The organism is Pseudacidovorax sp. NFM-22, from assembly GCF_021401245.1.
Lineage (GTDB): Bacteria > Pseudomonadota > Gammaproteobacteria > Burkholderiales > Burkholderiaceae_C > Xenophilus.
This window is the reverse complement of record NZ_JACBFY010000006.1, coordinates 113,503-140,059: the sequence shown is the minus strand read 5'-3', so window position 1 is coordinate 140,059 and position 26,557 is coordinate 113,503. Positions and strand designations below refer to the sequence as shown.

Here is a 26,557-nt window from a genome sequence, read left to right as displayed (position 1 = left end):
TCACTCGTAGCCGAAGCTTTTCACGCGGGCCTCGTCGTCGGCCCAGCCGGAGCGCACCTTCACCCACAGCTCGATGAACACCTTGGCGTCCATCAGCTTCTCCAGCTCCTGGCGCGTCTCCATGCCGATGCGCTTGATGCGCTCGCCCTTGTCGCCGATCACCATGGCCTTGTGGCCGTCGCGCTCCACCACGATGGTGGCGGCGATCTTGACGAGGCGCTTGTGGCCCTTCTTCTGCGGCGGCTCTTCCTCGAACTTGTCGACGACCACGGTGGAGGTGTAGGGCAGCTCGTCGCCGGTCAGGCGGAAGAGCTTTTCGCGCACCGTCTCGCCGGCCAGGAATTTCTCGCTGCGGTCGGTCAGCTCCTCGGCGTCGTACCACCAGTTCTGCTCGGGCAGGTACTTGGCGCAGATGGCGAACAGGCGCTCGATGTCCTTGGCATTCTTGGCCGACATGGGCACGAACTCGGCGAAGCGGTCCTGCGCCTCGCCGCCGTGCTCGCGCTGCATCTGCTGCAGCCACGGGGCCAGGTCGGCGCGGCGCAGCACGGTGTCGAGCTTGTTGGCGATCAGCAGCACGGGGATGTTGCGGTCGAGCAGGCCCAGCACCTTGGCGTCCGCCGACGTGAAACGGCCGGCCTCGACCACGAACAGGATCAGGTCCACATCGGCCACCGCGCCGAGCACCGTCTTGTTGAGCGAGCGGTTGAGCGCATTGGCATGGCGCGTCTGGAAGCCGGGCGTGTCGACGAACACGAACTGCGTGCCGCCCGGGCCCTCGGCATCGGCCACCGTACGAATGCCGGTGATGCGGTGGCGCGTGGTCTGGGCCTTGCGCGAGGTGATGCTGATCTTCTGGCCCACCAGCGCATTCATCAGCGTGGACTTGCCGACGTTGGGCTTGCCGACGATGGCCACCAACCCGCAACGCTGGCCCGGGATGGGCTCGGCCTGCACGCCGGCGGGCATCGCCGGCATGGGCGGCATGTGGTCGGGCACGGGATCGTGGTCGGGTTCGGAAGGAAGGTCGGGAAGGTCGTTGTGGTCGTTCATGACAGCAAGGGGGAGGTTCAGCGGCCGCGGGTCTTCAGGCGCTGCAGCATGGTGGCGGCCGCCGCCTGCTCGCCGGCCCGTCGGGAGCCGCCGCTGCCGCGCTCGACCAGGCCCAGTTCCGGCACCTCGCACTCGACCTCGAAGGTCTGCTTGTGCGCGGCGCCCAGGGTACCGACGACGCGGTAGGCCGGCAGTTTCATTTTGTGGCCCTGCAGCCATTCCTGCAGTTCGGTCTTGGGGTCCTTGGAGGCGGCGCTCATCTGCGGGTCGATGTCGACGCCCGCATAGAGCCGCTGGACCAGCGCCTGTGCCGGGCCGAAGCCGGCGTCCAGGTAGACGGCGCCGATCAGCGCCTCGACCGCATCGGCCAGGATCGACGGCCGGGCCGCACCGCCCGAGCGGGCCTCGCCCTCGCCCAGCCGCAGCAGGCCGGGCAGTTGCAGGCGTTGCGCGATGCCGTGCAGGGTGTCCTGCTTCACGAGGTTCGCGCGCACGCGCGACAGGTCACCCTCGGCCTGGCGGGCCAGTCGGGTGTAGAGCAGATGCGAGATGGCCAGGCCCAGCACCGAATCGCCCAGGAATTCCAGGCGCTCGTTGTGCTCGGCCGAATAGCTGCGGTGCGTGAGCGCCCGCTGCAGCAGGCGCTCGTCGGAGAAGGCATGCCCCAGGCGCGCCTGGAGCGCCGCCAGGCTGCTCGGATTCACGTGAAGACTTCCCTGTCGTTGTGGTGCCGCAGCCTGCTGGAACCCGGAGGGGCTCTCAGTCGGTGCGGCCGGAGTATTTCATCAGCAGCCAGGCCGGTCCGACCAGATGGATCTGCTTCTCGTAGGCAAAGGAGACCACCACCTTGTCGCCCACCTTCTGCACCTCCAGGTCCTTGCCCGAGATGGCGGTGAAGTCGTCGATGGCCTGGCCCCGGTCGAACAGCGAGCGGACCTCGGGCACGGTGGTGCCGGCCTTGGCCCGCTCCGCCGCCTTCATGATGGCCTGGTACTCGATCAGCGTGGGCACCAGCTGGGCGGCGACCACGCCAACACAGCCCAGCACGACCACGACGAACAACAGCCCGATGAACGAAATGCCCCGCTGACGGGTTCTGCCTTCGCCTGCCCTCATGAACTTCACTCCTTCGCCGGGATGACCCGCCCTCGTTGCCCGCCGCCACGCTGCGGCGCCTGATCAGTGGAATGGCCCGATCCGCTTGAGGTTGCCGAAGTTCATCCAGACGAAGAAGGCACGGCCCACGACGTTCTGGTCCGGCACGAAACCCCAATAGCGCGAATCGAGGGAGTTGTCGCGGTTGTCGCCCATCATGAAGTAATGACCGGCGGGCACTTTGCAAACAAACCCTTCAACACTGTAACGACAATTTTCACGGTTGGGGAAGGCCATGATCTCGGCGTCCGACAGGCCCGCACGGCGGCTGTCGTCGTTGAGGATCCGGTGCTCGACGGCGCCCAGCTTCTCGGAGTACTGCTTCGAGTAGCGCATCGTGTCTTCGTCGAAGTAGTCGGGCAGCGGGTCCTTGCTCACGGGCTGGCCGTTGATGGTCAGCCGCTTGTTCTGGTAGGACACCTCGTCGCCCGGCACGCCGACGACGCGCTTGATGTAGTCCATCGATGGCTGCGGCGGATAGCGGAACACGACCACGTCGCCCCGGGCCAGCGGCGTGCCCTCGGTGAGCTTGGTGCCCAGCACCGGCAGGCGCAGACCGTAGGTGAACTTGTTGACGAGGATGAGGTCACCGGTCAGCAGCGTCGGCATCATCGAGCCGGACGGGATCTTGAAGGGCTCCGCCACGAAGGAACGCAGCAGGAACACGACCAGGATCACCGGGAACAGCCCGGCCGTCCAGTCCAGCCACCAGGGCTGGGCCAGCAGCCGTTCGCGGGTCTTGCCGCCGTCGTCGGTATCGAGCCGGTCGATGCCCTGGCGTGCGAGTTCCTCGCGGCGCTGGGCCTGCGTGGCCTCGAAGGCCTGCGCCGCCTGGCGGCGGCGCGGCAGGAAGACCAGCCGCTCGGCCAGCCAGTACAGGCCGGTGACGACGGTGGCCAGGAACAGCAGCAGGGCGAAGTTGCCCTCCACCGCGCCGACGTACCAGGCGCCGATGTAGCCGGCGAACGCGGCGAGGATCAGGGAGGTGAGGATGGGCATCGCTTGGAATTGTTCTGGGAGAAGCTGAGTGGCGGCGGACCGGCGGGTCCGCTCAGTCCTCGACCTGCAGGATGGCGAGGAAGGCTTCCTGCGGCACCTCGACCGAGCCGATCTGCTTCATGCGCTTCTTGCCGGCCTTCTGCTTCTCGAGCAGCTTGCGCTTGCGCGTGATGTCGCCGCCGTAACATTTTGCCAGCACGTTCTTGCGCATCGCCTTGACCGTCTCGCGGGCGATGATGTTGGCGCCGATGGCCGCCTGGATGGCCACGTCGAACATCTGGCGGCTGATGATCTCGCGCATCTTGGCCACCACCGCGCGACCGCGGTACTGCGACTGGCTGCGGTGCACGATGATGGACAGCGCGTCCACCTTGTCGCCGTTGAGCAGGATGTCGACCTTGACCACGTCCGAGGCACGGTACTCCTTGAACTCGTAGTCCATGGAGGCATAGCCCCGGCTCACCGACTTCAGCTTGTCGAAGAAGTCCAGCACGATCTCGCCCAGCGGCATCTCGTAGGTGAGCATCACCTGGCGGCCGTGGTAGGCCATGTTGATCTGCACGCCGCGCTTCTGGTTGGCCAGCGTCATCACCGGGCCCACGTACTCCTGCGGCATGTACAGGTGGACCGTCACGATGGGCTCGCGGATCTCGGCCATGCGGCCGATGTCGGGCATCTTGGAGGGGTTCTCCACCATGATGACCTCGCCGTCGCTCTTGAGCACCTCGTACACCACGCTCGGCGCGGTGGTGATCAAGTCCTGGTCGAACTCGCGTTCCAGACGCTCCTGCACGATCTCCATGTGCAGCAGGCCCAGGAAGCCGCAGCGGAAGCCGAAGCCCAGCGCCTGCGACACCTCGGGCTCGAAGTGCAGCGAGGCGTCGTTCAGCTTGAGCTTTTCGAGCGCGTCGCGCAGCTGGTCGTATTCGCTCGCCTCGGTCGGGTACAGGCCCGCGAACACCTGCGGCTGGATCTCCTTGAAGCCCGGCAGCGGCTCGGTGGCCGTGAACGCCGCGCCACCCGAGCCCTGCTTGATCAGCGTGACCGTGTCGCCCACCTTGGCGGCCTGCAGCTCCTTGATGCCGGCGATGATGTAGCCCACCTCGCCCGCCTCCAGGCTGTTGCGCGGCTCGTTGGCCGGCGTGAACACACCCAGGTTGTCGGCGTTGTAGGTAGCACCGGTGGCCATCAGCTTGATGCGCTCGCCCTTGGCCAGGCGGCCATCGACCACGCGCACCAGCATCACCACGCCCACGTAGGCGTCGAACCAGCTGTCGATGATCATGGCGCGCAACGCGCCATCCGGGTTGCCGCGCGGCGCAGGAATGCGGGCAACGACCGCCTCCAGGATCTCGTCCACGCCCATGCCGGTCTTGGCCGAGCATGGAATCGCATCGCCGGCATCGATGCCGATCACGTCCTCGATCTCTTCCTTCGCGCGGTCAGGATCGGCCTGCGGCAGATCCATCTTGTTGAGCACGGGCAGCACCTCGACGCCAAGGTCCAGCGCCGTGTAGCAGTTGGCCACCGTCTGCGCTTCCACACCCTGCGAGGCATCGACCACGAGCAGCGCGCCTTCGCAGGCGGACAGCGAACGCGAGACCTCGTACGAGAAGTCGACGTGGCCCGGCGTATCGATGAGGTTGAGGTTGTAGACCTGCCCGTCCTTGGCCTTGTAGTGCAGCGCCGCGGTCTGCGCCTTGATGGTTATCCCACGCTCCTTCTCGATGTCCATGGAGTCGAGCACCTGCGCTTCCATCTCGCGCTCGGCCAGGCCGCCGCAACGCTGGATCAGGCGGTCCGCCAGCGTGGACTTGCCGTGGTCGATGTGCGCAATGATCGAGAAGTTTCTGATGTGGTTCATCAACGAGAAGACTTAAGTCTTTGAATTTGCTGGTGCAGCAGGGCGACGCGCACAAGAAAAAAGGGCGCGTCCTCGGCAGACGCGCCCTGAACCAACAAGCAATGGCAACTGCAGTAGTTGGAACTTCATTGTAGGCAAAACGGGGGGCGCGTACAGGCCGGCGGACGCCGGGGAAGCCTCGTTGCAGGTCAGCAACAGGAATTTATCAACACCTTATTCACAGCCGTTGTGGGCTGTTTTCTGGACAACTTGTGGGCGATCTGTGGACCGACGGTGCATCGCGACCTTGAATCCCGCATCGTGAACAAGCGATGGGCGCTTATGAAGCAAAACCGCACTGAGGCGGCCGCATTCTACCGAAATGGTTGTTAGCGCCTGGGATCCCGACAACGCGATGCGCCCTATCAGCCTCCACCGGGTGTTCGCAAATTTTTATCCGAGAGGCTCGGTCAAGGCCGCCCCACGAAGCCCGAATGGCCTCAAAAACCAAGTCATGGATGGGGCCACTCGGAATCCGCCCACGGCACTCATGAGGGACCCCGACACCGTCCTCGGCGCTCAGCGGGTGGGGCGGATCAACGCGTACTGGGCCCAATCCCCACGCCGGAAAAGCACGCTGACGGCCTTGTTCCGGTCCATCTTGGCCAGTGCGGCGTCGAATTCCTTGAGGCTGGCCACTTCCACATTGCCCACCGACAGGATGATGTCGCCCTCGCGCAGGCCTGCGCGGGCCGCCGCGTCGGTGGCGGATTCGACCCGGACGCCGCCGCGCAGCTTGAGATCGCGCCGCTGGGCCTCGGTGAGTTCGGCCACCGCCAACCCGAGCGACTTCGCAGCCGCCGAAACGGATGGCTTCGGCTCCTCCTTGCCAGCGGCGGGCTTTCGGGTGGGTTGGTCGGCTTCCAGTTCAGCGACCGTGATCGACAGGTCGCGCGTCCCACCCCGGCGGAACACGGTCACCGTCGTCTTGGTGCCCGGCTTGGTATTGCCGACCATGCGCGGCAGGTCGCTCGGTCGCTCGATGTCCCGGCCGTCGTACTTCAGGATGACGTCGCCGGGCTCGATGCCGGCCTTGTCGCCCGGCGAGCCGCTTTCCACGCCGCGCACCAGCGCGCCCTGCGCTTTGGGCAGGCCGATGGATTCCGCCACATCCTTGCTCACCTGGTCGATCTGCACGCCGATGCGCCCGCGGGAGACGCGGCCCGTCGCACGCAGCTGGTCGCTGACGCGGATCGCCTCGTCGATCGGGATCGAGAAGGAAATGCCCATGAAGCCGCCGGAGCGCGAATAGATCTGGCTGTTGATGCCCACGACCTCGCCGCGCATGTTGATCAGCGGTCCGCCCGAGTTGCCCGGGTTGATGGCCACGTCGGTCTGGATGAAGGGCAGGTATTCGCCGGTGTCGCGCTGCTTGGCGCTGACGATGCCCGCCGTCACGGTGTTCTCCAGACCGAAGGGCGAGCCGATGGCCATCACCCATTCGCCCACGCGCAGGCGGGAGATGTCGCCCACCTTCACCGCGGGCAGGCCCGTGGCATCGATCTTGACCACGGCCACATCGGTGCGCTTGTCCGCGCCGACGATGCGCGCCTTGAACTCGCGCTTGTCGGTGAGCGTGACGATCACTTCGGAGGCGTCCTCGACCACGTGCGCATTGGTCATCACATAGCCATCCGAGGTGAGGATGAAGCCCGAGCCGACGCCGCGGGGTCGCTCTTCCTCCTGGGGCTGCTGCTGGGGCCGGTTCTGCCGTGGCGCATTGGGCAGCGGCTGGCCGAAGAAACGGCGGAAGAACTCCTGCATCTCCTCGTCCATCTCCCCCGAACCGCGGCGCGTGACCCGCTCCACGGTGCGGATGTTGACCACCGACGGACCGACCTGATCGACCAGGTCGGTGAAGTCGGGCAGTGTGCGGGTGGCCTGTGCCGCCTGGGCCACGGCCGGCTGCATCGGCACCAGCAGCGTCAATCCGGACAGGGCGGCGAAGGCCAGCGCCGGAACGCGGCGAGCCAGGGCGGAAGAAGACATGAAACGGTCTCTGTTCGTCATCCTCGGACTTCTTTCAACAACAGGGAGAGCAAGGGAGCGGGCACCACGATAGCCGCTGGGCCGCCCCTCTCGGGAGATGCCCTTGAGAAGGCCCAGGCGGCGAAAGGTTCAGCGGGTGCGCGCGAGCGCGCGGGCGAAGGCGTCCAGGGTGCGCATCGGCACCTCGCCCACGGCAGTGAGCCACCAGTCGCCCGCCGCGTCGGGGAGCTTGCGCGAGAGGGTGTAGGTGGCGCCCTGGGCCTGGGCCCCCTCCTGGCGCGGCTGGTCGCCATACGGCTCCAGGAACAGCGACACCGTGGCCAGCCCGTCGGAGAAGGTCCACTGCAGGATGCGCTTGCGGGGACCGAAGAAGAAGCGCGGCTCGCCGATGGGACGCAGGTAGCTGCTCACCGGCTTGAAACCGGGGACGGGCTGCGACAGCGTCCAGCCCTCGGCGTCGACATTGACGGACTCGAGCCTGGAGCGCTCGGTCTTCCAGCCCTGGGTGTTGTCCATCATCTCGGCCAGGGCCGGCACGGGCATGGGCTCCTCGAACTGAAGTTCCGAGAACGCCGACTGCTCCACCACGGCGCCGCGCACATCCAGGGTCTGCAGCTTCAGCACCAGACCCGAGCGTCGCTCGCACCACACGCGGTAACCGAAACGCATCGCGTCGCGGGCGACGATCTGGACCACGTCGGCCTCGATGCCGGCCACGCGGCCCCGCCCGAGCGGACGGGCGTCGTAGAACTCGGTGATGGAGCCCTCGGTCGCCCCCAGGAGATTGGGGAAGACGTCGAGGTTCTCGCGCTGCTCGGTCTTGACCAGCCGCTGGTCCGGCAGGAAGGTACGGACCAGCTCGTTGCGGCGGAAGGTGGACCGCTGAGGCCCCGACAGCGTCTCCACACGCTCGATGCACACCGGGCCGTCGCAGGCGTGCCAGATGCGCGCACTCGACAACGCGCCGGCGCCGGTCGAGACCACGAAGGTGCCCACGTATTCGGTGGTGCGCGCCGCCTCGTGCATGCGGCGCAGCCAGTCGATCGCACCCGAGCCGGTCGGCGCCTGGACGGGCGGCAAGGTGGTCGTCGAAGGCGAGGCATTGCCCGGAGGCGGTGCCGCCTGCGCGCCTGCTGGCGCAGCAGCCAATACCAGCAAGGCAGCAGGAACGGTCGCGACCAGTCGGCGGCGCGAGGCGGGAGAAACGGGCATCGGCAGTGGAATGGCGATCCGGTCGGTCAGCGGGAAGGGGCTTCGAAGGTGGCGTTGCGCAGAAAGCCCGAGGGCATCTGGGAGGCGCCGCCGGCCTCCTGGTGGGCTTCGAGCAACTCGTCGAGCCGCGGGTCGCGCAGCATCACCTCGGGGCGGTTGCCCACCTGGACGAGGCTCTGCTGCTGCGCGGGCGCCGGACTGACGGACGCCAGCGTCGGCGCACCGGCATCCTGCCTCGCCATCTGGGCACCGCCGGAGGTGGCGCCACCCGACACGAAGCTCCAGCCGACTGCCGCCGCCACGGCCACCGAGGCCACACCGGCCACCAGGCGCCACCGGAACACCGGTTCGTTGGCCGCCTCCGCGCGACGGCTCCATTCGAGCGGCGGTTGCACCACTTCGATGGGCCGCAGCACCGGCGGCTCCTGGGCCATGCGCTGACGCAGCTTGTCGAGGAAGGCATCGCTGTCGGTGCAGGCGGTGTGCCGTCCGGTGCGCAGCGCCTCGCCCACGAGGTGGTACATCTGCCAGGAGTCACGCAGTGCGCCGTCGCCGACCACCTGTTGCACGGCCTGCGCCATTTCGTCCGCCGGCATCTCGCCGTCCATCAGCGCCGATACCCGTTCAAGGGTCTGGGTCCTAAGCTCGTTCATGGGGTTCACCTGATCACCAACGTTTGCCCGACTGGTTCTCCAGCAGGGGTTTCACTCGCGCAGAAATCGCCTCGCGGGCCCGGAAGATGCGCGAGCGGACGGTGCCGATCGGGCAATTCATCGCTTCGGCGATTTCCTCGTAGCTCAACCCCTCGATCTCACGCAAGGTCACGGCCTGGCGCAATTCGGCCGGCAGCGCCTCCATGGCGGCATTCACCGCCGCAGCCACTTCATTGGCCGCGAGCACGGATTCAGGGGTTTCGTCGCTGATTGGTTCGTTTCCGCCGCGGTAAGTTTCATCGTCGTCGTCACTGCTGCGCAGCGCCGCTTCGGACACCGTCGGGTCGCGTTTCATGTCCACCAGCGCCTTCTTGGCGGTGTTCACCGCAATCCGGTACAGCCAGGTGTAGAACTGCGCGTCGCCACGGAACTGGTGCAGCGCACGATAGGCCCGGATGAAGGTTTCCTGCGCGATGTCTTCGATCAGGTCCACATCGCGCACCATCCGGCCGATCAGGCGCTCGATCCTTCGCTGGTACTTGATCACCAGGAGTTCGAAGGCCTTGGCGTCGCCGGCCAGGGTGCGCTGGACCAGCAGAAGATCAGCCTCGCCCGGATTGGCAGGCGGTGGCGGCAGCGGAGCGCTCGTCATGCCGGCGCCCCCTGGGAACGGCGCCCTTCGGCGGGCACACCATCGAAAGCAGCCCGGCGCAGAGCCCGCCACCGCAGGGGATCGGCGTCCCGATCCAGCCACATCCAGTGGGTGCGGCCGTCGGTCATCACGCACCGCACCAGCATCAGCGTGCCGAGGTCCATGACCACGGCCAGCGCGCCGCCCGCCTGCGGGTGCAGGCCGCGAAGGTCGGTCATCGACCACTCGCCACCGGTCCAATGCAACATGCCCCGGCCAGCGGTCCGGCTCGCATCCCGCGCCAGTGCCACGCCCGCCACTGCAGCCAGGATCATCGCGACAGTCGCCGCATCGAAGGCGGCGAAATGGAAGCCCCAACCCAAGGCGCAGAGGCCTCCGATGCCCGCGACGGCCCCATGCAGGGCTGCCGCGCGGCGGGAGGCCCCGACCGGAAAACTCACCGCCGGGGCGTGGTGCATGGGAAATTCAGAGGGGCGAAAAGCGACGGGATAAACGCCAAGGGAACGCGTCAGACCCGCTTGAACACCAGCGTGCCGTTGGTGCCGCCGAAGCCGAAGTTGTTCTTCACGGCCACGTCGATCTTCATGTCCCGCGCCGTATTGGCGCAGTAGTCCAGGTCGCATTCCGGATCCTGGTTGAAGATGTTGATGGTCGGTGGACTCTTCTGCTCGTGCACCGCCAGCACCGTGAACACCGACTCGATGCCCCCGGCGCCGCCCAGCAGGTGGCCCGTCATGGACTTGGTGGAGTTCACCACCATGTTCCGGGCGTGGTCGCCGAAAGCCAGCTTGATGGCGTTGGTTTCGTTCAGGTCGCCCAGCGGCGTGGACGTGCCATGCGCATTCAGGTAGTCGACCTGGTCGGCGTTGATGCCGGCGTTGCGCAGGGCAGCCTGCATGCTGCGGCGCGGACCGTCCACGCTGGGCGCAGTCATGTGGTATGCGTCGGCGCTCATGCCGAAGCCCACGAGCTCGGCATAGATCCTGGCGCCACGGGCCTTGGCATGCTCGTACTCCTCGAGCACCAGCACGCCGGCCCCCTCGCCCAGGACGAAGCCGTCGCGGTCCTTGTCCCACGGCCGCGACGCGGTGGCCGGGTCGTCATTGCGCGTGGACAGCGCACGCGCCGCCGCGAAGCCGCCGATGCCCAGGGGCGAGACGGTGGATTCGGCACCACCAGCCACCATCACGTCCGCATCGCCGGCCTGGATCAGGCGCGCCGACAGGCCGATGGCATGCAGGCCCGTGGTGCAGGCGGTGACCACCGCGATGTTCGGGCCCGTGAAGCCGTACTTGATCGACAGGTGGCCCGAGATCATGTTGATGATCGAAGCCGGCACGAAGAAGGGCGAGATGCGGCGCGGACCCCGGTTGGTCAGCTCGGCATGCGTCTCCTCGATCATCGGCAGGCCGCCGATGCCGGAACCGATGTTGCAGCCGATGCGCTCGGCCAACTCGGGCGACAGGGCATCGCCCGTGGGCAGGCCGCTGTCCTGCACCGCCTGGATCGAGGCGGCAAGTCCGAGATGGATGAAGCGGTCCATGTGACGCGCTTCCTTCTCGGAAATGTATTGGGTGATGTCGAAACCCTTGACCTGGCCCGCAAAGCGGCACGCCAGGTTGCTGGCATCGAAGCTGGTGACGGTGCTGATCCCCGACTGGCCCGCCACGAGATTGGCCCAGCTCTCGGCCACAGTGTTTCCGACGGGGGAGATGCAACCGAGCCCGGTGACGACGACGCGGCGTTGAGTCATGCCGGCGAACCTTTCTGCAATGGTGGGTCTCCCAGACCTGGGGCGCCGTGCGCCTGGAGCGTCAATGAAAGGACGGTTCCGGGAGGAAATGAAGCCGAAGGCCCGCGAAACGGGAGAGGAGGGAGCCTCGCAGAGCGCCGGTCGTGCAGCGCAGCGGGCAAACGGCTTGGATCTTGGCCGATCAGGCCTTCTGGTTCTTGACGGCGTAGTCGATGGCGTTCTGCACCGTGGTGATCTTCTCGGCGTCTTCGTCCGGGATCTCGATGCCGAATTCGTCTTCCAGCGCCATCACGAGTTCGACCGTGTCCAGCGAGTCGGCGCCCAGGTCGGCCACGAAAGCCTTTTCGTTGGTCACTTGCGACTCTTCCACGCCGAGTTGCTCGGCGATGATTTTCTTGACACGTGCTTCGATATCGCTCATTTAGGTTCCCTCTGAGGGTGGTAAAGAATCAAGGATTTTAGCCGGGCCGCTCCGGGCGAAGTCCCGGCAAGGGCCTACGGCTGCTCGGAGAAGCCACTGTCCAGCCCCTCGCGCAGATTCGTCCGACAAGCGGCTGCGCGGTGTCGAGTGGATTACATGTACATGCCGCCGTTGACGTGCAGCTCCTGGCCCGTCACATAGCCGGCCTGCGGCGATGCGAGGTAAGCCACGGCGTGGGCCACATCGGCCGGCTTGCCCAGATGGCCCAGCGGGATCTGCGTCAGCAGCGCCTGCTGCTGCGCCTCGGGCAGGCTGGCGGTCATGTCGGTCTCGATGAAGCCGGGCGCCACGCAGTTGACGGTGATCGCGCGACTGCCCAGCTCGCGGGCCAGGGCGCGCGTCATACCCGCCACGCCGGCCTTGGCGGCCGCGTAGTTCGCCTGCCCTGGGTTGCCCGAGGCGCCCACCACACTGGTGATGCTGATGATGCGGCCGTAGCGCTGCTTCATCATCGGCCGGATCACGGCACGCGAGAGGCGGAAGACGGCCTTCAGGTTGGTGTCGATGACAGCGTCCCAGTCCTCGTCCTTCAGCCGCATGGCGAGCATGTCGCGCGTGATGCCGGCGTTGTTGACCAGCACGTGCAGGCCGCCGTGGGCCTTGACGATGCCGTCGATCATGGCCTCGACGGCCGGGCCGTCGGTCACATTCAGCACCTGGCCTTCACCGCCGTGGGGCGACAGCGCCGCGCCGATCTTGGCGGCGCCGTCGCTGCCCGTGCCGGTGCCGATGACCTTGTAGCCACGCTGGGCCAGTTCGAGCGCGATGGCCGCGCCGATGCCGCGCGTGGCGCCGGTGACGAGGGCGACCTGGCCCTGGATGGCGGGAGTGTTCATGCGTGTGTGCTCAGGGAGGAAGGACGGAACGCTCAGGCGACGAGTTGCTTGGCTTCGCCGAGCGATGCCGGATCCTGGATGAAGCCGCTGGCCAGGCCGGGCGCGATGCGCTTGACCATGCCCGACAGCACCTTGCCAGGACCGCATTCGATGACGGCCTCGACGCCGCGGGCCTGCAGCGCCTGCACGCTCTCGACCCAGCGCACCGGCCCCGCGGCCTGGCGCACCAGCGCCTCGCGGATTCGGGCCGGATCGGTTTCGATCGCCACGTCGATGTTGTTGAGCACGGGAATCTGCGGCGCCTTCAGTTCGACCTCCGCCAGGCGACGCGCCAGGGCCTCGGCCGCCGGCTTCATCAGGCTGGAGTGGAAGGGCGCCGACACCGGCAGCGGCAGTGCGCGCTTGGCGCCCTGGCTCTTGAGCAGCTCGCAGGCGCGCTCGACGGCCGCCTTGCTGCCGGCGATCACGGTCTGCATCGGGTCGTTGAAATTGACGGCTTCGACCACTTCACCGGGGGCGCCCATGGCGGCCGTGGCCTCGGCACAGCCGGCCTTCACCTGCTCGGCCGCCATCCCCAGGATGGCGGCCATGGCGCCCGTACCGACCGGCACGGCCTCCTGCATCGCCTGGGCACGGAAGCGCACCAGCGGCGCCGCCTGCGACAGCGTCAGCACGCCGGCAGCGACCAGCGCGGAATACTCGCCGAGCGAGTGACCGGCCACCACCGACGGTTGGGCGCCGCCTTCGGCCAGCCAGGCGCGCCAAGCGGCGATGCCGGCCACCAGCATCACCGGCTGGGTGTTGGTGGTGAGGGCCAGGATTTCCTTCGGGCCTTCCTTGATCAACAGGCCCACGTCCTGGCCCAGCGCCTCGGACGCCTCGGCGAGGGTCTCGCGAACGGCCGGATGGTCGCCCCAGGCGTCGAGCATGCCCACGGACTGCGAGCCCTGGCCCGGGAAGACGAATGCGAAGTTCTTCATGGTGATTGAGTCTCCATCGGCGCGCATCCTGTGGTGGACGCGACGCCCAGCGATCCCGGTGACGGAAGCGCCTTACAGGTTCAGCAGCACGGCGCCCCAGGTGAAGCCGCCGCCCACGCCTTCGAGCATGACCGTGTCTCCGGTACGCACCTGCCCGCCACGCACCGCAGCATCCAGCGCCAGCGGGATCGACGCGGCCGAGGTGTTGCCGTGCTCGTGCACGGTCACGACCACCTTGTCGAGGCCCAGCTTCAGCTTCTTGGCCGTGCCCTGCATGATGCGAATGTTGGCCTGATGCGGGATCAGCCAGTCGATGTCGGCTTCGGTCTTGCCGGCCTTGGCCAGCGTGGCACGCGCGGCCTCTTCGAGCACCCGCACGGCCAGCTTGAAGACAGCCTGGCCGTCCATGTGCAGCAGCGGCGTGCCCAGCACCTGGCCGCCCGACACATGGCCAGGCACGCACAGGATGCCCACGTGCGAGCCGTCGGCATGCAGGTCGCTGGCCAGGATGCCGGGGGTGTCGCTGGCCTCCAGCACCACGGCGCCGGCACCGTCACCGAACAGCACGCAGGTGGTGCGGTCGTTGAAATCGAGGATGCGCGAGAACACTTCGGCGCCGACGACCAGCGCGCATTTGGCCGCGCCGGTGCGCACCATGGCATCGGCCACCGTCAGCGCATAGACGAAGCCGCTGCACACCGCCTGCACGTCGAAGGCGGGGCAGCCGGCGATGCCGAGCTTGTGCTGGAGGATGGCGGCCGACGAGGGGAACACCATGTCGGGCGTGGACGTGGCCACGATGATCAGGTCCACCTCGACCGCATTGCGGCCGGCGGCCTCCAGGGCATGGCGGCAGGCTTCCAGCGCCAGATCGCTGCTGTTGACACCGTCCGCCGCGAAATGGCGGGCATGGATGCCGGTGCGCTCGACGATCCATTCGTTGGAGGTCTCGATGCCGCGACCAGCCAGTTCCTGCGCCAGTTCGTCGTTGCTGACCCGGCGCGGCGGCAGGTAGCTGCCGGTACCGGTGATGCGGGAATAGAGCGTCATGAGGCTTGGAGTGCCGCGTTGTCGGTGGGCGCCGTCACCTCGGGCCGCGCCAGCAATGGGGCGGCATGGGCGATGCGGGCGCGGACGCGGTCGAGCAGGTTGTTGCGGGCGGCATCATAAGCGCGATCCAGAGCGTGCCCGAAGGCCAGCTCGTCGGCCGACCCGTGGCTCTTGAACACCAGCCCACGCAGGCCCAGCAGCGCTGCGCCGTTGTAACGGCGGTGGTCAAGGCGCTTCTTGAGGGCCTTGAGCACCGGGTAGGAGACCAGCGCCGCGACCTTGCTCAGCAGGCCGCGCGAGTACTCCTGCTTGAGGAAGTCCACGATCATCGACGCCACGCCCTCGGTGGCCTTGAGCGCCACGTTGCCGACGAAGCCGTCGCACACCACGATGTCGGTGGTGCCCTTGAAGATGTCGTTGCCTTCGACGTTGCCGTGAAAGTTGAGGTCACGCGACTCGGCCGCTTGGCGCAGCAGCACGCTGGCGCGCTTGATGACCTCGCTGCCCTTGATGACCTCTTCGCCGACGTTGAGCAGGCCGACCGTGGGCGAATCGTCGCCGCTCATGGATGACACCAGTGCCGAGCCCAGCACTGCGAACTGCAGCAGCGTCTCGGCATCGCAGTCCACATTGGCACCCAGGTCGAGCATGGTGGTCGCCCCACCCTTCATGTTGGGCAGCTGCGTGGCGATGGCCGGCCGATCGATGCCGTCCAGCGTCTTGAGCACATAGCGGGCGATGGCCATCAGCGCGCCGGTGTTGCCGGCGGAGACGGCCGCATGCGCGGCGCCGTCCTTGACCTGCTGGATGGCCACGCGCATGGACGAGTCCTTCTTGCGGCGCAGCGCCACCTCGACGGGGTCGTCCATGCCCACCACCTCGGTGGCGACGACATGCCGTGCCCGCTCGTGGCTGAAGCCGGACACGGCCGATTCGACGCCAACCAGCACGAGGCGGGCATCAGGATGGTTGTCGAGAAAACGACGGCAAGCCGCGAGCGTGACGCGGGGGCCATGGTCGCCGCCCATGCAATCGACCGCAAGGGTGATTGCCGTGGCAGCAGAAGCGTGCAGATCGGTGCTGGACATCAAAACAAAGGCCCGACGCTACGGGTTCAGTAGCCTCGGGCCTTGGCCTTGAAGGGGCAATCAGGCTTCGTTTTTGGTCTTCAGCACCTTGCGGCCACGGTAGAAGCCGTTGGGGCTGATGTGGTGACGCAGATGGGTTTCGCCCGTGGTGGGCTCGACTGCAATGCCGGGCACGCCCAGCGCGTTGTGCGAACGGTGCATGCCGCGCTTGGAAGGCGACTTCTTGTTTTGCTGAACGGCCATGGTTGGCTCCTGCGAATCTGTTGGGGTGGCGGAAAGGCGCGAGACCCTGAGGCAGCGGCGCCAGCGGTCGAACCGGCTGGCTAACCGCGCTGCAACCCGCGAGTGCCCAGCCAACAATCAGTCAGCAATGCCGACCAAAGAGCGGAGCACCGGGGGCGGCCCGGACATGCACGAAGCATTCGTGCATCGTCTGACAGGGCCTGCGGCATGCGCGCGAAGCCAATGAGTATAACCCAGCCGGCCGGGTCAGCACCAGAGCTGGCCGGCTCGGGCGTCAATCGTTCGATTCCGGCTTGGGCTTGCGCAGGCCTTCGAGCACCGCGAAGGGGTTGGGCTTGTCGCTGCCGGCCGCGTCGAAATCCTCGTCCGCCGCCGAAAAGCGCGGCTGCTCGGGGCAGACCTCGTGGCGCGGCGCCACGGGAATGTCCATCAGCAATTCATCCTCGACCAGTGCGCGCAGGTCGAAGTCGGCCGCCAGGGCCAGCACGTCCTCGTCGGCTTCTTCGTCCTCGGCCGCGGCCGTGGCCTCGTCGGCGACGAAGCGGAACCACCGGTCCACCGACAGCACCGTCTGCACAGGGCCCAGACAGCGTTGGCATACCAGTGGCAGTTGCACCTCGGCCTCGACATGGAGCCAGGGCACGCCGGGGCCGGCGGCGCTGCCGCGCATTTCACCGTGCGCGCTCCAGGCGACTTCCACAGGTCCTGCATTACCGGTGGCCTGCGCCGCCTCTTCAGTCAGGCGCGCCCATTGCGCGAGCGGGCTGGTTTCGGCCAGGGTGGCACCGGCCTGGGCAAAGGCCTTCACGTCCAGGCGGGCCGCATCGAATTCCGTCTTCATGGGGCGCAGTCTACGTCCCGCCTCTGGCCGCACGGCATCGCGGCCGACCCGCCACCCCCGAAGGCTCGCAGAGAATCCGCGCATGCAACGCACCGTCATCCTCGGGTCCACGTCCCGCTACCGCCGCGAAATGCTGTCGCGGCTTCGCCTGCCCTTCGATGTCCAGCCGCCCGAGGTGGATGAAACGCCCCACCCCGGCGAGGCGCCCGCCGCGCTCGCCGCCCGCCTGGCGCTGGCCAAGGCCCGCGCGGTGGCCGAGCGATTTCCCGAGGCCATCGTGATCGGCTCCGACCAGGTCGCGGACCTCGACGGGGAGCCACTGGGCAAGCCCGGCGACCACGAGCGCGCCACCGTCCAACTGCGCCGGATGAGCGGCCGCACCCTGGTCTTCCAGACCGCGCTGGCCGTGGTCTGCCAGCGCACGGGCTTCGTGCAGCAGGACCTGGCGCCCGTGCGCGTCACCTTCCGCACGCTCAGCGACGCCGCCATCGAACAGTACCTGCGTGCCGAACAGCCCTACGACTGCGCCGGCAGTGCCAAGAGCGAGGGCCTGGGCATCGCGCTGCTCGACGCCATCGACAACGACGATCCGACGGCCCTGGTGGGCCTGCCGCTGATCCGCACCTGCCGCATGCTGCGTGCCGCGGGAGTGGAACTGCTGTGAGCGAGCCCTCCACGCCAGCCCACGCCCTTCCACCCGACGGGCATCCGCGCCCCGGCACGCTCTATCTGGTGCCCGCCCCCCTGGACTTCGGCTGCGAGACCCAGGTGCCGGTCGAGGACAGCCTGACCGCCGCCACCCTGCGCGCGGCCGCCGGCCTCGGCCACTGGGTCTGCGAGAACGCCAAGAGCGCCCGGGCCTTGCTCAAGCGCATCGACAGCGTGGCGCCGCTCACCGTGCCGATCCAGCAGATGTCGATCCGGGAGCTGCCCCGCGAAGTGCACAAGAAGGGCGACCACGGCGGCGGCTTCGACGCCCGCGGGCTGCTGGTCGACCTGCAGGCCGGCCACGACGTCGGGCTGCTGAGCGAGGCCGGCATGCCGGCCGTGGCCGATCCCGGTTCGTCCGTGGTGCGCGCGGCCCACGACCTGGGCGCGCCGGTGGTGCCGCTGGTCGGGCCCGTGTCCCTGCTGCTGGCGCTGGCGGCGAGCGGGCTGGGCGGCCAGGACTTCGCCTTCACCGGCTACCTGCCGCAGGACGCCGAGGCCCGGCGCCAGCGCATCCGCGACCTGGAGGGCCTGGCCCTCAAGCGCGGCCAGACGCAGATCGTCATCGAGACGCCCTACCGCAACGAGGCCGTGCTCCAGGCCCTGGTGCAGACGCTGCAGCCGAACACGCGGCTGGCCGTGGCCTCGGGACTCACCCTGCCGCAGGCGCAGATCAGCAGCCGCAGCGTGAAGGCCTGGCGAGCCCTGCCCGAGCGCGCCCTCGGCAAGCTGCCGGCCGTCTTCGCGTTCGGCCGATGAGTGCGCCACCGCTGATTCACCCGGCGGCCCGCCTGCCCGCCGCCCGCTGGGCGGCGCGCACGCAGTTCTTCTGTTCCGGCTTCATCTTCGCCACCTGGGGCGTGCACATTCCCACCGTCAAGGCGCACTACGGCATCGACGAGGCGGCGCTGGGCCTCGCGATGCTGGCCGCTGGCGCGGGGGCGCTGCTCGGCCTTGCGCGCGCCGGCCGCTGGATCGGCCGCCACGGTGCCAACCGCATCGCCGGCGCAGCCGGCTGCTGCTATGCGCTGCTGCTCGCCCTGCTGCTGGCCATGCCGGGCTATGCCGCCCTGCTCGCGCTGCTGGCCGTGTTCGGCCTGCTCACCAGCGTGTTCGACGTCGCGATCAACACCGAGGCCGCCGCCATCGAACTGGCCGAAGGCGTGCCGCGCATGAGCGGCATGCATGGCATGTTCAGCCTGGGCGGCATGGCAGGCGCCAGCAGTGGCGCCGCGCTGCTCGCGGCCGGCTGCCCGCCCGTCACACACCTTGCTGTCGTCGCCGGGGCGATGGCGCTCGCCATCGGCGTAGCAGCGACGCGCATGCTCCCCACCTCGCACACGTCCACCGCCAGCGCAGACGAAGGCGGCGGCCTGCGCGATGCGGGCGGCCCGCTGCTCGTCCTGGGCCTGCTGGCGGCCCTGGGCCTGGTGGCCGAAGGCGCGATGTACGACTGGAGCGTGCTGTACCTGCAGCAGGAACTCGGCAGCCCGCAGCAGCAGGCCGCCCTCGCCTACGCCAGCTTCTCGGCGGCCATGGCCGCGGCGCGCTTTGGCGGCGATGCCTTGCGGGCCCGCGTCCCGTCGACGCGGCTGCTGGCAGGAAGCGCCCTGCTGGCCGCCGCCTCCATGACGGTCGGCCTGCTCACCCATTCACCCTGGGTGGCGCTGGCCGCCTTCGCAGGCGTCGGCCTGGGCTTCGCGAACGTGGTGCCGCTGCTCTTTGCAGCCGCGGCCCGCGTCCCGGGCGTGGAGCCCGCGCGGGGGATCGCCGCCGTCTCTGCGGCCGCCTACCTGGGATTCATGGCCGGGCCGCCCGTCATCGGCCTCATCGCCGGCGCCAGTTCGCTGACCCACGCCCTCTCGGTGGTGGTGCTGTTCGCGCTGGCACTGGCGATGTCGGCACCGCTCGCGGCACGCGGCACCGCCCGCTAAAGAAGCGGCGTCGCCGCTGCCGGCTCAGCGCACCGAAGGCGCGGCGCGCAGGGTGGCGTGCACCGCCACATCGGCAAAGGCCGCACCGAACTTCTTGGCCAGGCGCTCGGCCACGTTGTCGCGGCGGGTGTAGTCGACCACGTCCTCGGCCTGGATCACGTCGCGCGCCACGTAGTCGATGCTGCCAAGCTGGTCGGCCAGGCCCAGGTCCACGGCCTCCTGGCCGGTCCAGAACAGGCCGCTGAACAGGCCGGGCGTGTCGAGCTTGAGCCGGTCGCCCCGGCCCTTCTTGACCACGTCGATGAACTGCGCATGGATCTGGTCGAGCATGCGCTGGGCGTGGGCGCGCTGGGCATCGCTCATGGGGCTGAACGGGTCGAGGAACCCCTTGTTCTCGCCAGCGGTGAGCAGCCGGCGCTCGACGCCCAGCTTCTCCATCGTGCCGGTGAAGCCGAACCCGTCCATCAGCACGCCGATGCTGCCGACGAGGCTGGCCTTGTCCACGTAGATCTTGTCGGCGGCGGCGGCGATGTAGTAGGCGGCCGAAGCGCAGCTTTCCTCGACCACGGCGTAGATCGGCTTGCCGTATTTGGCGCGCAGGCGCTTGATCTCGTCATGGATGATGCCGGCCTGCACCGGGCTGCCGCCTGGCGAGTTGATCAGCAGCACGACGCCCTTGGACCCCGGATCCTCGAGGGCGCTCTTGAGCGAGGCGATGATGAATTCGGCACTGGCGTCGGCGCCGTCGGCGATCTCCCCACGGATGCTCACCACCGCGGTGTGGGCGGTCGTGGTGGCTGTGCTGGGCGCTGCGCGGCTCAGGGCCATCCAGGCCAGCGCTATGAAGAACACCAACCAGGCCAGGCGGACGAAGGTCTTCCAGCGGCGCGCGGCGCGCTGCTCCTTCAACGAGGCGAAGGCGAGTTTTTCCAGGGTGGCGCGTTCCCAACCGGGCGCGGAGGTCGGATCGTTTTTCACGGAAGTGGGTGCAGGGGCTGCGGATTCGTTCAAGGGCGCGGGCTTGGGCTCGAAAGGCTCGAAGCCGGAGGGTTCCAGGCGGTCGGGAGGACTCATGATGCGGAAGGCCGTCGAGCCGTGATGATCAATGCAGGCTCGGGTTCAGAAGGTGAACGGGCGCAGGTTCCAGGCAGTATGCCAGTGCACCACGCCCTCGATTTCGCTGAGCTCGATGCGCACCAGCCCGCCGCGGCAGGGCCCGCCGGCGCAGGCGCCGGTGTCGGGGGAATAGGCCGCGCCATGGGTGGCGCACAGCAGCCAGCGGCCGGTGTCATCGAAGAAGCGCCCCTCCTGGTAGTCCATTTCCATGGCGACATGGGTGCAACGGTTCAGGTAGGCATGCGGCCGACCTTGCCAGCGGATGGCGAAGGCCCGGCAGGTCTGGCCGCCATAGATGACGTCGAATGACACCGCCAGCCCACCATCGGTCAGGTCGGCGCTGCGGCACAAGGGAATGGGGGCGTCGTCGGCCACTTGGGCAGCGTACCAAAGAACGCCCCGGATGCCGTATCGGGGGTTGCCGCAGCGCCACACCGGCCACCGCTTGGCGACACCGGCAGTGCCCCCTGCGCGGCCAGGGGCGGGGCGGCCTCAGCCGTGCCGCAGAAGCCAGTCGCTCAGTTCCGCCACGGAATGGGCCACATGCAACGGCCCCAGCGCCTCGAAGCCCTCGGTCGAATGGGCGCCATAGCCCACGCCCACGCTGGCGCAGCCGGCATTGCGTGCCAACTGCAGGTCGTGCACCGTGTCGCCGATCATCAGCGTGCGCTCGGGCGTCACGTCCAGTTCTTCCATCAGCTCGAGCAGCATGCGCGGATGCGGCTTGCCGAAGGTCTCGTCGGCCGTGCGCGAGGCATCGAAGCGATGGCGCAGCGCGACGGTATGAAGCGCCTGGTCCAGTCCCCGCCGCGACTTGCCGGTGGCCACCGCCAGCTTATGGCCGCGCGCCGCCAGCGCATCGAGCAACGGGAGCACCCCATCGAAGAGCACGAGGTCGTCCTGGTGGCGCAGGTAGTGGAAGCGGTAGCGCTCCCCCAACTCGCGGTATTTTTCGGGCGGCACGTCCGGCGCGGCGCGGGCCAGCGCCTCGGCCAGGCCCAGGCCGATGACCCAGGCCGCGTCCTGGTCGCTGGGCCGGCGGCCGCCGACGTCGACCACCGCCTCCTGGATGCAGCGCACGATGACCGCGGTGGAGTCGTACAGCGTGCCGTCCCAGTCGAAGGCGATCAGGTCGAAGCGGCGGCTGGCCGCGGGCGTGTCAGTGTTCGTCATGGGGATCGGTCAGGGCGGCGAGCGCCTGCGGCGGCAGCAGTTGCGCCAGTTCGTCGGGAAGCGCCGCCTGCAGCGCCACGGGCGCCTCGGAGACGGGATGCTGGAAGCGCAGCCGCCAGGCATGCAGGAACATGCGGCGCAGGCCCAGCCGCGCCAGCGTACGGCGACGCTCGAAGTCGCCGTACTTGTCGTCGCCGGCAATGGGATGGCCTTCGTGCGCCAGGTGCACGCGGATCTGGTGGGTGCGGCCGGTCTTGATGGTCACGGCCAGCAGGCTCATCGGCGAGTCGTCGCCAGGGAGCTGCAGGCGCGCCAGCACGCGCACCAGCGTGAGGGCACGCATGGCATCGGGATGGTCCTTGTCCACCACCTTCACCCGGCGCTCGCCCTCGGCGGCGCCATCCTTGGGCGGTAGCAGGTAGCGGGCGAGCGGGGCGTCGAGCACCTTGCGGCGGGCCGGCCAGTCGCCGTCCACCAGGGCCAGGTAGGTCTTGCCCGTCTCGCGGGTGCGGAACTGCGCCTGCAGCGCCGTTAGCGCGCTGCGCCGCTTGGCGACCAGCAGGATGCCGGAAGTCTCGCGGTCCAGCCGGTGCACGAGTTCGAGGAAGCGTGCCGTCGGCCGGGCGGCGCGCAGTTGCTCGATCACGCCGAAGCTCACCCCGCTGCCACCATGCACGGCCGTGCCGGCGGGCTTGTTGACGGCCAGGAGCACCTCGTCCTCCATCAGCAGATCGAAGTCGCGGGCCGGCGCGGTCGGCGCGGAAGGCGCTGGAGCCGCCGTCACGCGAACCGGCGGCAGGCGCACCACGTCGCCCTCTTCCACCCGGGAGTCGGCCTGCACGCGGCCCTTGTTCACCCGCACCTCACCCGAACGGATGATGCGGTAGACATGCGTCTTGGGGACGCCTTTGAGATGACGGAAAAGAAAGTTGTCCAGACGCTGGCCGGCGGACTCGGCGTCCACCGTCACCAACCGGACTTCGGGGGCCGGCGCCCGCGCCGGACGCTCTTTGGGGCCGGGCTTAAGACCTATAATATTTGTCACCAGCGCGGCTCGGTCAGTGCTTATTCGAACGAGAAGTTTAGAGCACCCGCCGGAAGCGCTGGAGGTCGATGCCACTTGCGTGCTCCACCATCGCCGGCCCCGCGCCCACCAGGCCACGGGCGGCGCCGGATGCGCAAGGCGAGCCGACGCCGACGAAACCCCGAGACGGATTCCCCCCTTGCCAGCCGGCGGCCTGTTCTTTCAGAGACGGGCGCCGGACGGCGGATCGATGCGAGACCCCCTTGTGCTGCTGATGTGGCTGCTCCGTATGTGCCTGCGCTGGCTGATGCCGGTGGCAGCGCCCATGCATCCAGCGCCCGCCACCTCGGTGCCTGCCCAGCCACCCGACGTCCCCAAGATGTCCGGCCGGCGGCAGATCGGTCTCGCGCCCATCCTCGCGCCCCCTCCCCTGCTGCGTCCTGCGGGCTGATGCCCGGCCGGTGGCTGCGTGCCGCCTGCACACCTGCGGAAAGGAGAACGGCGCTGTCCCGTCGTTTCGCCGCGTCGTCCGCGCATCGTGGGCCCCTTCCGGGCCAGTGAAGACACACACGAACAAGGACACGCACTCCCATGAAACGGATGCTGATCAACGCCACGCAGGCCGAAGAACGCCGCCTGGCGATCGTGGACGGGCAGAAGCTGCTCGACTACGAAATCGAGATCGAAGGGCGCGAACAGCGCAAGGGCAACATCTACAAAGCCGTCGTCACGCGCGTCGAGCCCAGCCTGGAGGCCTGCTTCGTCGACTACGGTGAAGACCGCCACGGCTTCCTGCCCTTCAAGGAAATCTCCAAGCAGTACTTCGCCGAAGGCGTCTCCGCCAGCCAGGCGCGCATCCAGGATGCGATCCGCGAGGGCCAGGAACTGCTGGTCCAGGTCGAGAAGGAAGAGCGCGGCAACAAGGGCGCCGCCCTCACCACCTTCGTCAGCCTGGCCGGCCGCTACGTGGTGCTGATGCCCAACAACCCGCGCGGCGGCGGCGTCAGCCGGCGCATCGAGGGCGAGGACCGCGCCGAGCTCAAGGAGGCGATGGACCAGCTCGAGTACCCCAAGGGCATGTCCATCATCGCGCGCACCGCCGGCATCGGCCGCACCGCGCCCGAGCTGCAGTGGGACCTGAACTACCTGCTCAAGCTGTGGACCGCCATCGACGGCGCCGCCAAGGGTGGCAAGGGCGCCTTCCTGATCTACCAGGAGTCGTCGCTCGTCATCCGCGCCATCCGTGACTACTTCAATCACGACATCGGCGACATCCTCATCGACACCGACGACATCTACGAGCAGGCGCAGCAGTTCATGGCGCACGTCATGCCCGAGCATGCCGCCCGCGTGAAGCGCTACCGCGACGATGCCGCGCTGTTCAGCCGCTTCCAGATCGAGCACCAGATCGAGTCGGCCTATGCCCGCACCGTGCAACTGCCCTCGGGCGGCGCCATCGTGATCGACCACACCGAGGCGCTGGTGTCCATCGACGTCAACTCGGCCCGCGCCATCAAGGGCGGCGACATCGAGGAGACGGCCACCCGCACCAACCTCGAAGCCGCCGACGAAGTGGCCCGCCAGATGCGCCTGCGCGACCTGGGCGGCCTGATCGTCATCGACTTCATCGACATGGACGAGTCGAAGAACCGCCGCGAGGTCGAGAACCGCCTGCGCGACGCGCTGCGCCAGGACCGCGCCCGCGTGCAGTTCGGCACGATCAGCAAGTTCGGCCTGATGGAGATGAGCCGCCAGCGCCTCAAGCCCGCGCTGTCCGAAGGCTCCTCGATCCCCTGCCCGCGCTGCGGCGGCTCCGGCCACATCCGCGACACCGAGTCGAGCGCGCTGCAGATCCTGCGCATCATTCAGGAAGAGTCCATGAAGGACAACACCGCCGCCGTGCACGTGCAGGTGCCGGTGGAGGTCGCCTCCTTCCTCCTGAACGAGAAGCGCACCGAGATCGCCAAGATCGAGCTCAAGCAGCGCGTGAACGTGCTGATGATCCCGAACAAGACGCTGGAGACGCCCAACTACAAGCTGGAGCGGATGAAGCACGACGACCCGCGCCTGGACCAGCTGCGTGCCAGCTACACCATGGCCGACGAGGTCGAGGACCCGACGCGCATCACGCGCCGCTCGCAGGAGCCGACCAACCGCCAGAGCCCCGTCATCAAGGGCGTGCTGCCGGATGCGCCGGCGCCTGTCGTGCCCGCGCGCGAGGAAAAGCCCGCGGCGCCGGCGCCCGTCGCCGCCGCACCCGTGGTCGCACCGGCGCCGGCTGCGCCCGCACCGGCCGAACGCGGCTTCTTCGGCTGGCTCAAGGGCCTGTTCGGCGCCACGCCGGCGCCGGCGCCCATCGCCGCCCCGACCCCTGCACCGGCACCGGCCGCGGAAGAAACGGCACGCCCAGGCGGCGGCAATCGCCGCAGCGAACGCGGAGGTCGCAACGGCCGCGGTGAAGGCCGTGGTGGCGAAGGTCGCAGTGAAGGTCGTGGCAACCGCGAAGGCCGTGCCGACCGGGGCGAGCGGGGGGAAGGCCGTGGCGAACGCCGCGAGGCACTGAACGGCGAAGGCCGGCGCGAGCCGCGCGAAGGCCGGGAGGCCCGCGAGGGCCGTGAGCCGCGTGAAGCCCGCAACGGCGACACCGCGGGCCGCGAAGGCCGCGCACCGCGCGAAGGGGGTGAACGCGAACGCCGCAACGGCCGCGGCGAGCGCCGGGACGCCATGCCGGTCGAAGTCCTGCAGGCGCCGGTCGACGGCACGGTCGAGGGCAGCGATGCGCCCGCGGAGCGCCGTGAACGCGGCGAGCGTGGCGAGCGTGGAGAGCGCGGCGAACGCAACGGCCGCCAGGGCGAACGCCGTGAACGCGGCGAACGCAACGGCGAGCGCGGCGAACGCCGCCGCGACGAAGGCATGGTGCGCGAAGGCGCCGCTGCCGAGGGCGAGGACGCACCGCGTGGCGGCGACCAGGCGCCGCGTGAGGGCCGCCGCGAGCGGCGCCCGGTCGACGCTCTGCCGGCCGCGGTGACCGAGGCCGAAGCCCTGCACCAGACGCCGGCCGAGGCGGCCGCCGTGGCCGAAGCGGCCGACGCCGCGGTGGGCGACGACCAGGCGCCGCGCCGCGAAGGCGAGGAGCGCCGCCGCTCCCGCGACCGCTATGGCCGTGACCGCCGCGACCGCGCCTCGCGCGAGCGTGAGGCCGGCGAGGCGGGCCGCGAGGAGGCGGTACCCGCCGACGCGCCGCTGGCATCCGCCGTCGAGCCGGGCCTGACCGCTGCCGCGCCGGTCGCCGAACCGGCGACCGAGCCGACCGTCGCCGCTGCACCCGTGGCCGTCGCGCCCGTGCCAGCGCCCGCACCGGCTGCGGCCGCGCCGGGCCGCGGCGCACTGCCCCGTGTGACCGCCTTCGCCCTGCCGACGGACGAGCTGGCCGCCGTGGCCCAGGGTGCCGGCCTCGAATGGGTGAACTCCAACCCTGAGCGCATCGCCGAAGTGCGGGCGGCCATCGCAGCCGAACCCAAGCCGGTCCATGTGCCGCGCGAGCGGCCGCCGGTGGTGGTGCTGGACGAAGGCCCGCTGGTGCTGGTCGAGACCCGTCGCGACCTGGGCGCCATCACGCTGCCCTTCGAGAAGGCGGCCGATCTCGGCAGCCAGCCGGCTGCAACCGTGTCCTGATCGAAAGGAACATGCCGGACCCGCTGCGGCGGGCCGGCA

At 68.8% G+C, this 26,557-nt stretch carries 27 protein-coding genes; 5 read left to right on the top strand and 22 right to left on the bottom strand.

Annotated elements, in window-relative coordinates; genetic code table 11:
- The 18 genes from era to L0984_RS20850 all read right to left on the bottom strand — a co-directional run bounded on the left by era (position 1) and on the right by L0984_RS20850 (position 16,888).
- Complete coding sequence (era, locus tag L0984_RS20935) at positions 1–987, bottom strand: GTPase Era (protein WP_234196645.1); 987 nt, start codon at positions 985–987, stop codon at positions 1–3.
- 83 nt (positions 988–1,070) lie between these two features.
- Positions 1,071–1,757 (bottom strand): ribonuclease III, encoded by a 687-nt coding sequence (gene rnc, locus L0984_RS20930; RefSeq protein ID WP_234196076.1) that lies wholly within the window; start codon positions 1,755–1,757, stop codon positions 1,071–1,073.
- A 55-nt stretch (positions 1,758–1,812) separates the two neighbouring features.
- Positions 1,813–2,169 (bottom strand): DUF4845 domain-containing protein, encoded by a 357-nt coding sequence (locus tag L0984_RS20925; RefSeq protein ID WP_017758935.1) that lies wholly within the window; start codon positions 2,167–2,169, stop codon positions 1,813–1,815.
- Positions 2,170–2,232: 63 nt separating this feature from the next.
- The gene (gene lepB / locus L0984_RS20920) at positions 2,233–3,207 is read right to left on the bottom strand and encodes a signal peptidase I (protein ID WP_234196074.1); all 975 of its coding nucleotides are present in this window, start codon (positions 3,205–3,207) and stop codon (positions 2,233–2,235) included.
- Positions 3,208–3,259: 52 nt separating this feature from the next.
- Positions 3,260–5,071 carry a translation elongation factor 4 gene (gene lepA, locus L0984_RS20915; RefSeq protein WP_234196072.1) on the bottom strand — a complete coding sequence of 604 codons (1,812 nt, stop codon included), beginning with the start codon at positions 5,069–5,071 and terminating at the stop codon, positions 3,260–3,262.
- Positions 5,072–5,629: 558 nt separating this feature from the next.
- The gene (locus tag L0984_RS20910; protein ID WP_370646120.1) at positions 5,630–7,099 is read right to left on the bottom strand and encodes a DegQ family serine endoprotease; all 1,470 of its coding nucleotides are present in this window, start codon (positions 7,097–7,099) and stop codon (positions 5,630–5,632) included.
- A 129-nt stretch (positions 7,100–7,228) separates the two neighbouring features.
- Positions 7,229–8,311, bottom strand: a complete 1,083-nt coding sequence (locus tag L0984_RS20905) for a MucB/RseB C-terminal domain-containing protein (RefSeq protein WP_234196070.1) — start codon at positions 8,309–8,311, stop codon at positions 7,229–7,231.
- 26 nt (positions 8,312–8,337) lie between these two features.
- Positions 8,338–8,964 (bottom strand): sigma-E factor negative regulatory protein, encoded by a 627-nt coding sequence (locus L0984_RS20900; protein ID WP_234196069.1) that lies wholly within the window; start codon positions 8,962–8,964, stop codon positions 8,338–8,340.
- 13 nt (positions 8,965–8,977) lie between these two features.
- Complete coding sequence (gene rpoE, locus L0984_RS20895; protein ID WP_017758941.1) at positions 8,978–9,616, bottom strand: RNA polymerase sigma factor RpoE; 639 nt, start codon at positions 9,614–9,616, stop codon at positions 8,978–8,980.
- Positions 9,613–10,074: a hypothetical protein gene (locus L0984_RS20890; RefSeq protein ID WP_234196068.1), complete on the bottom strand. Its 462-nt coding sequence runs from the start codon at positions 10,072–10,074 to the stop codon at positions 9,613–9,615. Before L0984_RS20890 ends, rpoE begins: the two co-directional genes overlap by 4 nt.
- 50 nt (positions 10,075–10,124) lie before the next feature.
- The gene (fabF, locus tag L0984_RS20885) at positions 10,125–11,369 is read right to left on the bottom strand and encodes a beta-ketoacyl-ACP synthase II (protein WP_234196066.1); all 1,245 of its coding nucleotides are present in this window, start codon (positions 11,367–11,369) and stop codon (positions 10,125–10,127) included.
- A 181-nt stretch (positions 11,370–11,550) separates the two neighbouring features.
- The gene (gene acpP / locus L0984_RS20880) at positions 11,551–11,790 is read right to left on the bottom strand and encodes an acyl carrier protein (RefSeq protein ID WP_017758944.1); all 240 of its coding nucleotides are present in this window, start codon (positions 11,788–11,790) and stop codon (positions 11,551–11,553) included.
- 152 nt (positions 11,791–11,942) lie between these two features.
- The gene (gene fabG / locus L0984_RS20875; protein WP_234196064.1) at positions 11,943–12,686 is read right to left on the bottom strand and encodes a 3-oxoacyl-ACP reductase FabG; all 744 of its coding nucleotides are present in this window, start codon (positions 12,684–12,686) and stop codon (positions 11,943–11,945) included.
- 32 nt (positions 12,687–12,718) lie between these two features.
- Positions 12,719–13,666 carry an ACP S-malonyltransferase gene (gene fabD / locus L0984_RS20870; protein ID WP_234196063.1) on the bottom strand — a complete coding sequence of 316 codons (948 nt, stop codon included), beginning with the start codon at positions 13,664–13,666 and terminating at the stop codon, positions 12,719–12,721.
- A 72-nt stretch (positions 13,667–13,738) separates the two neighbouring features.
- Positions 13,739–14,716 carry a beta-ketoacyl-ACP synthase III gene (locus tag L0984_RS20865; RefSeq protein ID WP_234196062.1) on the bottom strand — a complete coding sequence of 326 codons (978 nt, stop codon included), beginning with the start codon at positions 14,714–14,716 and terminating at the stop codon, positions 13,739–13,741.
- Positions 14,713–15,804 (bottom strand): phosphate acyltransferase PlsX, encoded by a 1,092-nt coding sequence (gene plsX / locus L0984_RS20860; protein WP_234196060.1) that lies wholly within the window; start codon positions 15,802–15,804, stop codon positions 14,713–14,715. Before plsX ends, L0984_RS20865 begins: the two co-directional genes overlap by 4 nt.
- Before the next feature lie 60 nt (positions 15,805–15,864).
- The gene (gene rpmF, locus L0984_RS20855; RefSeq protein ID WP_017760020.1) at positions 15,865–16,047 is read right to left on the bottom strand and encodes a 50S ribosomal protein L32; all 183 of its coding nucleotides are present in this window, start codon (positions 16,045–16,047) and stop codon (positions 15,865–15,867) included.
- Positions 16,048–16,321: 274 nt separating this feature from the next.
- Positions 16,322–16,888: a YceD family protein gene (locus L0984_RS20850; RefSeq protein ID WP_234196057.1), complete on the bottom strand. Its 567-nt coding sequence runs from the start codon at positions 16,886–16,888 to the stop codon at positions 16,322–16,324.
- A gap of 82 nt (positions 16,889–16,970) precedes the next feature.
- On the opposite strand from L0984_RS20850, the gene L0984_RS20845 reads away from it, so the two are divergent.
- From L0984_RS20845 to L0984_RS20835, 3 genes are read left to right on the top strand one after another with little or no spacing between them, the layout of a single operon-like run.
- Positions 16,971–17,552 (top strand): Maf family nucleotide pyrophosphatase, encoded by a 582-nt coding sequence (locus L0984_RS20845; protein WP_234196055.1) that lies wholly within the window; start codon positions 16,971–16,973, stop codon positions 17,550–17,552.
- On the top strand, positions 17,549–18,355 hold the full coding sequence (locus L0984_RS20840; protein ID WP_234196053.1) for an SAM-dependent methyltransferase: 807 nt from the start codon (positions 17,549–17,551) through the stop codon (positions 18,353–18,355). The genes L0984_RS20845 and L0984_RS20840 overlap by 4 nt, the downstream gene beginning before the upstream one ends.
- Positions 18,352–19,530 (top strand): MFS transporter, encoded by a 1,179-nt coding sequence (locus tag L0984_RS20835; protein ID WP_234196051.1) that lies wholly within the window; start codon positions 18,352–18,354, stop codon positions 19,528–19,530. Before L0984_RS20840 ends, L0984_RS20835 begins: the two co-directional genes overlap by 4 nt.
- Before the next feature lie 24 nt (positions 19,531–19,554).
- Here the strand turns inward: L0984_RS20835 and L0984_RS20830 are convergent, their stop codons facing one another.
- The 4 genes from L0984_RS20830 to L0984_RS20815 all read right to left on the bottom strand — a co-directional run bounded on the left by L0984_RS20830 (position 19,555) and on the right by L0984_RS20815 (position 22,864).
- Entirely contained in the window at positions 19,555–20,604 is a 1,050-nt protein-coding gene (locus L0984_RS20830; RefSeq protein ID WP_234196049.1) for a S49 family peptidase, read from the bottom strand.
- Between the two features lie 45 nt (positions 20,605–20,649).
- On the bottom strand, positions 20,650–21,021 hold the full coding sequence (locus L0984_RS20825) for a Rieske (2Fe-2S) protein (RefSeq protein WP_234196047.1): 372 nt from the start codon (positions 21,019–21,021) through the stop codon (positions 20,650–20,652).
- A gap of 117 nt (positions 21,022–21,138) precedes the next feature.
- The gene (locus L0984_RS20820) at positions 21,139–21,819 is read right to left on the bottom strand and encodes an HAD-IIIA family hydrolase (RefSeq protein WP_234196046.1); all 681 of its coding nucleotides are present in this window, start codon (positions 21,817–21,819) and stop codon (positions 21,139–21,141) included.
- Entirely contained in the window at positions 21,806–22,864 is a 1,059-nt protein-coding gene (locus L0984_RS20815) for an RluA family pseudouridine synthase (protein WP_370646118.1), read from the bottom strand. Before L0984_RS20815 ends, L0984_RS20820 begins: the two co-directional genes overlap by 14 nt.
- A gap of 229 nt (positions 22,865–23,093) precedes the next feature.
- Here L0984_RS20815 and L0984_RS20810 point away from each other — a divergent pair, with 229 nt between their 5' ends.
- Positions 23,094–23,294 carry a hypothetical protein gene (locus tag L0984_RS20810; RefSeq protein ID WP_147284333.1) on the top strand — a complete coding sequence of 67 codons (201 nt, stop codon included), beginning with the start codon at positions 23,094–23,096 and terminating at the stop codon, positions 23,292–23,294.
- A 140-nt stretch (positions 23,295–23,434) separates the two neighbouring features.
- Positions 23,435–26,518 carry an Rne/Rng family ribonuclease gene (locus tag L0984_RS20805; protein ID WP_234196044.1) on the top strand — a complete coding sequence of 1,028 codons (3,084 nt, stop codon included), beginning with the start codon at positions 23,435–23,437 and terminating at the stop codon, positions 26,516–26,518.
- The last annotated feature ends 39 nt before the right edge of the window (positions 26,519–26,557 follow it).